Consider the following 7,390-nt stretch of genomic DNA (forward strand, 5'->3'; position numbering starts at 1 on the left):
AGGTTATGCTGAACAATTTGTCCAAAAATTCGGATTAAATTTGCAATCTACCATAGTAGTAAAAAATCGAGTGGAACAACTATCGAAAATCAGTACGCCTACGTCATTGGGTTACAAATTCGTGAAAAAGCTAAAATTGATGTCAAACCTAACATGAAGTTGTTACAAGTTAAGGCGCAACAAATCAATTATCGTAATTATGTCACCGCCCAACTCGAAAATACCGAACCGGTTATTATGCACGGGTTAAAAGTGAAAAGTTATGTGACGAAAGTCGGTTCTAGCAAAAAATTGTTGACGACTGACAAAGAAAATATGGCTATGGCGCCTAATAGTAATTTCAACTTTGCACTTGGTGATGGGAAGAAGCCGTTACAAGCTGGTAAATACACCCTGCACTTAACGGCGACATCTGATAAAGGCAAGTACAAGTGGAATTTCACTAAGAACTTCACGATTAGCCAAGACAAAGCCAAGTCTTTAAACAAGACCTCAGTCGAAAAAACGAAGAGCTATTTCTGGTGGTTTGTTGGTCTAGGCGTCTTGATTGTGATCCTATTAGGATTAGTCATCTGGTTACTCATTAAAAATCGGCGGCAAAACAACGATCAATAACGAGAGGAGTTAAAAGCCATGCGGCAGGTATCAAAACTATTTTTAGCAGCACTCTTAGCGCTTACTATTTTGTGGGTTGGTACCACGACCATTCAGGCCGCTGATGAAGAAACGAATACGACTTCGTTAGCGACGGCTCCGGCTGGTTTGAACCAATTGGATAAGCTCTTTGAATTACCATCAATATTTAGTAATGGCTTAACTAATAGTGCCAGCATTCAAGATGCAACTAGTACTGCGGCACCGTACACGCAAGCTATTCAATTGATGAGTGGCAAGAAACAAACTGGGGGCTTCTGGTCCACCGACACGAACCGGTTAAACTTGAATGAGGATGCGACCATCAAAGCGTGGGTTTATTTAGGCTCACAGACCAGTGCCAGCAAAGCTGGTGATGGGATGGCGTTTGTCATGCAAAATGATGCTAATGGCGTGCAAGCGGCTTCCAAAATGACCAGCAAGAATATGCAGACTGAATCATTAGGCGTTTGGGGTATCGATAGTGATAACAAGCAACAAGATGCTAGCGATTTTGCGGCGTCAGCCATTCAAAATAGTTGGGCGTTAGAATTTGATACGTATGCGAATACATCAAGTTCGTGGAGCAATGCTGGGGATGCAGATTCGTTTGATGTCGGGATTAAAACGCAACATATCGCCACGGGGTATCCGGGTGATCCGAGTCAATATGTAAACAAAAAAGTTAGTAGTGGGATTATTAGTGGTATTGTGATGCCGGATCGGTATTTCTTTACGCAGACCCATCATGATCCCAGTGTCGGGTTAAGTTTAGGCGATAGTAATTGGCACCACTTAGTTTTACAGTGGAATGCCAGTGCGAAGACGATGACGTATACGTTTAATGATATTAATGCGGACGGTTCAACGAATGCAAATGCCATTCAGAAAACAGAAACCATTGATACGAGCAAGTTCAATAGTAGCGACGGCTTAATGCGGTGGGGCTTTATTGGGGCCACAACGAATAGTTCCACTAATATGGTCGTGATTGAAAGTGTGCCTAACGCCGTCAAGAATAGCGCCAGTGTGCAAGTGACTGATAAGACTGCCGATAAGACGGTCGCTGCTGGTGATAAAGTGAAGGCCAAACATGAAGTGCAATATGATTACAAGTTGAGTTATGACGGGGGCCTAATCGACTGGGACAATATCGAAGCCGATTTGAAGCTACCCAAGCACGTGACCTTTACGTCGGCAGTGATTAAATATGCCAACGGGGCGTATCAGACCATTGATGCGCCGGCAGCCAGTGCCACTGAAGTCAGTTATGCGCTCAAGTCAGCCTTGTCAGCCAGCAACCAAACGGCCACAATCTCATTGACTGGGACGGCCGATAAGGTGGATGTGAATAGTAGCACCACCACGACAACGAGTACCTTTAAAAACAAGTCGTTTTCAACGACGGCCGATGCGCCAGACTACACGATTACCGTGGCGCAAGATATTGATATGTATGTTTCCTCAACGCAAACCGTTGCAAACGGGAATGATCTGAAATTTACTGGACTCGTGATTGCCGAAGGGTCTGAACAAATCTCCAATAGTTCGATTACGATTCATTCGAATTTGAATGGGGAAGATTTGCCGACTTATAACATGAGTGATGATGATGAATCAGCGCTTTTTCGGGTGCATATCAAGGCGGAACAGCTACATGTTGGTGAAAATAAGTTAATTTTATATGCCTCAGATTTTGATGATAATCAGTCTGAAAAACAGACCGTCATGATTACGGTGACCAGTGGTGCCCTGAGCTTTAAGACCGTTGCGTCTGAGAGTAAGTTCCAAAACATTGTTGTCGACGGCCATGCTAAAACGGCCGGACGTCAGGATGATTGGCAATTAGTGGTGGCTGACGACCGAGGCAAAGGTAGCAGTTGGAAATTAACCGCTAGCGCTGGCAAATTTACCAATGAAGATGGGCAAACATTGCCAGGCGAAGTGCAATATCTAAACGATGGCAATGCCACTGGCTTGAACTCGGAAGGAACTATCATCGCGAGTCATGAAACGACCAGTGATCTGGATGACTATGATGTCATAAAGACTTGGGACGATAAGAATGGAATCATCTATCGGAGCAACGCTGGGGCCACCCCCGGCTCATATTCCGGTAAGATTACTTGGACGTTAACGAATGCCCCATAGGAACGTGTTATCAATTTGATTTTAGACTAAAAATAGACCCCGCTACGGCTAATCGTAGCGGGGTCTATTTGTCGGTGTTATTCAGTTACTTCAGCTTTAGCAGCTTGGGCGATGGCGGCTTGACCTAAGATATTCAAGTAATTGAATGGACGATCATAAATTGGTTGGAAGAACATGTCCACAAAGCCTAAGTCATCAATGGTATTCTCATTTTGAATCATGACAGAAATCGTATTAGCTGATTGTGAAACGTCATAATTACTCATGAATTGAGCCCCTAAAATGGCCCGCGTTTCCGGATTGTAAACGAGTTGCATTAAGACGGGCGTGGTCGTTGGCATGAATTCTGGCCGATAGTTATCTTCAACGGTCACGGCGGCAGCTGGTAACCCTTCTGCTTGCGCATGTTCGAGCGTCATTCCGGAAGAAACGATGGTCTTGCCAAATAATTGTAATCCAGATGTTGATTGGGTCCCCATGTATTTACGGGTTGGCTTGAAGATGTTCATCCCAACTAAGGTCCCTTGACGCACGGCGTTAGTTGCTAACGGAATGTAGGCATCTTTGTGGGTTGGGTTGTAGTGCACTGCCACTGAATCGCCGGCCCCGTAAATATCAGGGTCAGAGGTTTGCATGTAGTCATTGGTCTTAATGGAACCATTGGCGTTCATGTCAACTTTGCCTTTGAGTAAGCCGGTGTTCGGACGGAAGCCGACGCATAAGATGGCCATATCAGCAGTATAGCTGCCTTGGTCGGTCGTGACGGTGACTTCGTCTTCACCGCTGAATCCTTTGACCATTTGGCCGAGGGCAAGTTTGATGCCATGGTCGACGAAGTCTTGTTGAATGCGATCAGTGTAATCTTTATCGAGATATTTGTTTAAAATACGTGGTAAGCCGTCAATCAACGTGACTTCTTTACCTTGTTTTTGGTAGGCTTCGACTAATTCTGTTCCGATGTAGCCGCCACCAATGACGATGACCCGTTTAGCATCTTTGGCGTCTTCCCAAAGTTTTTGGGCGTGGCTCCAATTCTTGCAGAGATAAACATTGGGATTTTTTATACCGTCGATTGGTGGAATTACGGGCCAAGAACCGGTAGTAACCACTAATTTGTCATAATGGTCAGTTTTAACTTCGCCACTAACCATGTCAGTCACCGTTACTTCGTGAGCATCAGTGTTAATGTCGGTGACATCATGTTGCATGTGGACCGTTGCCCCGAGCTTGGCGAGTTGGTCAGGACTTGAATAGAATAAACCTTGAGGATCAGCGACTTCGCCGCCTAAGTAGAGGGCAATCCCACAAGATAAGAAGGAGACATTATCATTACGTTCATAGATGGTCACTTCCGTGTTAGGATCCGTGGCCAAGATTTGATTAACCGCAGCAGTGCCGGCATGGGTACAACCAATTACGATAACTTTCATTAAAAACACTCCTTAAAATTTATGTGTTTAATTTCACAATTAACTTTGTGCAACATGATTTAGTTAACAATTACATTGTACTAGATTGAAATGAAAACGCAACCATTATGCGGCAAAAAGTTAAAGGTATTCATTAATCGTGTGATAACCAAACACTGATAAACTCGGGGATGCGTGTTGTTAATGAGGTTGACGTTCAGCGGGGGTGATAGTTGTGACGTGATATTTAGTTAAGCATACCAGTTGCACGATGATTTGCCAATTATTAATAAAAAAATCCTCACAAGCAGCGCTTGTGAGGCTAGTGAACGGACTAAACTTGATAACGATATTGTTGGGCGGTGACGGCCGTGAAACCGAGTTTGCTTAAAATTGTCGGGGAATCGGCGTCTTCAACCGGTAAATTGACCGTCAACTGGGTGAGGTGTAGTTCATCAGTCCCAAACGTGAGTAATCGTTGATAAAGCTCGCTTAATGTCGCCGGAGTGACCATCTTTGCGAGTAATTCGACACTGATGGTGGCCGTTTTGGTGGTCATATCAATTGGTGAAAACCCCGCGCGACCAATGAATTGATCCGTTTGGCGGTCACTGATCGCCCAGACGAGTTGTTGATCATGGAAAATCTCGCGCATCGTTTGATTGATGTAGTCGGCGGTCGTCAGCATGGTTGGCTGGCCGGCGTCAACTTGCTGGCATAAGTGGAAGACGTCCATGGCGCGCACCTTTGTTAACCAGTCAAAAGTGTAGTGGGGCGTCAAAATTGGATGGTACTTTTCAAATTGTGACATGGAAAATCCTTTCTAACAAAAAGTGCCCGGCATCCACCCGGCACTTGTAACGTAATTTAAAATTAGCTTACCAGATTTTAACCCGTTTGTCCGGTGCGAGGTACATCGGATCAGTCGGTTGAATATCAAAGGTAGCGTAGAAATCATCTAAGTTCTTTGGTTGGACGTTGGCCCGTAACTTAGCGGGCGCATGGACGTCGATTGAAAGTAACAATTGCATATATTGCTTGGTCGCTTTCATCCGCCAAACCATCGCCCAGTTCGTGAAAAAGGCCGCTAGATCAACGTCAGCTTCACCTTTGGCGGCTTCTTCGGCACAACTTAAGCCTCCAGCATCGGCGATATTTTCCGAAACGGTCAACGTCCCGTTAACTTTAGCGCCAGCAAAGTCTAAGCCATCGAATTCGGCAATCATTGCTTTGGCTAATTCTTTGAAGTGCGCGGAATCGTCATCCGTCCACCAATTATGCAAGTTCCCAAATTCATCGAACAAGGCGCCATTGTTATCGAAGGCGTGCGAGATTTCATGGGCAATGACGGCCCCAATCCCACCGTAGTTGGCACTCGATGATTGGTCCAAACTGTAGAATGGTGCTTGTAAAATTGCTGCTGGGAAAACGATGATGTTCATAAATGGGTGATAGTAAGCGTTAACTGTATCTGCACTCATTTCCCAACGAGTCCGGTCGGTGGCTTGGCCCCATTTGGCGAACATATCTTGTCGCGCAATCCGACCAAAGCATAAGACGTTGCTCAAAACATTGCCACCATCGGCTGCTGGGAGTGTCTTATATTTTGTATAAACGGCTTCCAACTTGTCGGGGTAGCCAACTTGAATGCCCAAGTTATCCAATTTGACGATGGCTTTAGCCCGGGTGTCGGCACTTAACCAAGTGTTGGCTTGTAAGCGGCGTTTGTAGACGGCAATCATTTTTTCGACCATGTGATGCACATCGGCTTTAGCAGTTTCACCGAAGTATTTGTGACCATAATAGAGACCGACTACTTGGTCAAAAGCCCCGGCAGCTAAGTAGTAAGCACTCTTAGCTTGGCTGCGAGGTTGCGCTTGTCCGGATAACGTCCGCGAATAAGTTGTGCCAACGGTCCGCATTTCATCACTTAAGTAGCCACTTAAACGTTGCACGAGCTTAGCTTTCATCCAGTTCTTCATCATCGTGAAGTTATCTGGATTGACCACATCGTTGAAGTGATCGAAGTAAGCGGGTTCTGGCAAAATAACGAGTTCAGGATTGCCGTTGATTACGGAGTAGGTAATCGCAGCTAAGTCCAAATAACGACTGTTATTGACGAATTCTTTGAATGGCCGCGGATTATACATCTTGCTATAATCCGCCGCTTCTTCGGCACTCTTGACCCACGGCACGATTAAACGGTCGAATTTCAACGTGTCATCAACGATTTGTTGCGCTTGAGCTGCGGATTCGCCAGCTAATTGCAAGAGTTGTAACATCATTTGCCCATAAACGGCTAATAACTTAGGGCCTTGTTGGTTGCCTTCGTCGTAGTATGTCTTATCCGGCAAAATCGTATTCGGCGCTTGCGCGAATAAAGCGTTGACCTTGGTATTTTTCATGTCGGCATCGACATCGAGGCTAAATGGTAATGGCAAACCATCATAAATCCAGTCCGGCATGCGTTGTTGTAAGTCCGCTAAGTCGGTCAAACTATCAATTTGTTTCAAATATGGCCGTAATGGCTTGGCGCCATCTTGGTCACGCTTTTCGAAATCTTTGGTCAATTGATAAAACTTGATGAATTCGGCTAACTGCGGGTCGTTAGGCGTCGTTTTGCCAGCGACCATCGCGTCAAAGTCGTGCATCAACGTTTTTTCAATCCCATCGACGAGATCCATGAAACCACCTGTCGAAGCATGGTCAGCGGGAATTTCGGCGGTTGCTTGCCAGTCACCGTTGACGGCGTCATACAGATCTTGTTTTACAGCTGCTTGACTGATTGTTGCCATTAAATCCACTCCTCAATTAATATTCTAATATCGTCTTAATTATAGCTGAAATGTTTCACGGTTGGGCGATTCACGTTCGGAAAAAACAATTATTTTAAAAAGGGGGTGGTTGTCGCTGACGGTTGCCAGTAATTCCATTCGCCGTGGGGACCGGTTTCAGCCAAAGGGCGGTCTGAAACCTTGCTTTGAAGCCTGAAACTCGCAGTCTTCAAAGACATCCGTGGCGTAAACGCGACCCAGCCCGTCCCGTTAACGCCACCCGCACGGCGGATTCCATTACTGGCAACCGTCAGCTTGATTGATGCGCCCAATCGAATTCAGAAACGATTTTTAGCAATATAAGCTGTTAAGGTAGATTGTAAAATTAATCCGAACGCTGTTCGGACAAAAAAGATCAGCTTC

Annotated in this window: 5 protein-coding genes; 2 read left to right on the forward strand and 3 right to left on the reverse strand. The window is 45.4% G+C overall.

Going from position 1 to position 7,390, the window contains the following annotated elements; all coding sequences use genetic code 11:
- The first annotated feature begins 81 nt into the window (after window positions 1-81).
- Window positions 82-615, forward strand: a complete 534-nt coding sequence (locus DY78_RS05050; protein ID WP_268872498.1) for a DUF3324 domain-containing protein — start codon at window positions 82-84, stop codon at window positions 613-615.
- Window positions 616-633: 18 nt separating this feature from the next.
- On the forward strand, window positions 634-2,784 hold the full coding sequence (locus DY78_RS05055) for a cell surface protein (protein WP_024624267.1): 2,151 nt from the start codon (window positions 634-636) through the stop codon (window positions 2,782-2,784).
- Window positions 2,785-2,861: 77 nt separating this feature from the next.
- On the opposite strand, the gene DY78_RS05060 is transcribed toward DY78_RS05055, so the two are convergent.
- From DY78_RS05060 to DY78_RS05070, 3 genes are all read right to left on the reverse strand, one after another.
- Window positions 2,862-4,214 carry an FAD-dependent oxidoreductase gene (locus tag DY78_RS05060; RefSeq protein WP_024624266.1) on the reverse strand — a complete coding sequence of 451 codons (1,353 nt, stop codon included), beginning with the start codon at window positions 4,212-4,214 and terminating at the stop codon, window positions 2,862-2,864.
- 313 nt (window positions 4,215-4,527) lie between these two features.
- Window positions 4,528-5,004 (reverse strand): GNAT family N-acetyltransferase, encoded by a 477-nt coding sequence (locus DY78_RS05065; protein WP_024624265.1) that lies wholly within the window; start codon window positions 5,002-5,004, stop codon window positions 4,528-4,530.
- 67 nt (window positions 5,005-5,071) lie between these two features.
- Window positions 5,072-6,988: a M13 family metallopeptidase gene (locus DY78_RS05070; RefSeq protein ID WP_024624264.1), complete on the reverse strand. Its 1,917-nt coding sequence runs from the start codon at window positions 6,986-6,988 to the stop codon at window positions 5,072-5,074.
- Between the last annotated feature and the right edge of the window lie 402 nt (window positions 6,989-7,390).

This window comes from Lactiplantibacillus fabifermentans DSM 21115 (assembly GCF_000498955.2).
Taxonomy (GTDB): domain Bacteria; phylum Bacillota; class Bacilli; order Lactobacillales; family Lactobacillaceae; genus Lactiplantibacillus; species Lactiplantibacillus fabifermentans.

What these genes read in the sequence shown, in the direction of transcription:
- DY78_RS05055 (WP_024624267.1), top strand. Translation starts at nt 634, where the DNA reads ATGCGGCAGGTATCAAAACTATTTTTAGCAGCACTCTTAGCGCTTACT.
- DY78_RS05060 (WP_024624266.1), bottom strand. Translation starts at nt 4,214, where the DNA reads ATGAAAGTTATCGTAATTGGTTGTACCCATGCCGGCACTGCTGCGGTT.
- DY78_RS05065 (WP_024624265.1), bottom strand. Translation starts at nt 5,004, where the DNA reads ATGTCACAATTTGAAAAGTACCATCCAATTTTGACGCCCCACTACACT.
- DY78_RS05070 (WP_024624264.1), bottom strand. Translation starts at nt 6,988, where the DNA reads ATGGCAACAATCAGTCAAGCAGCTGTAAAACAAGATCTGTATGACGCC.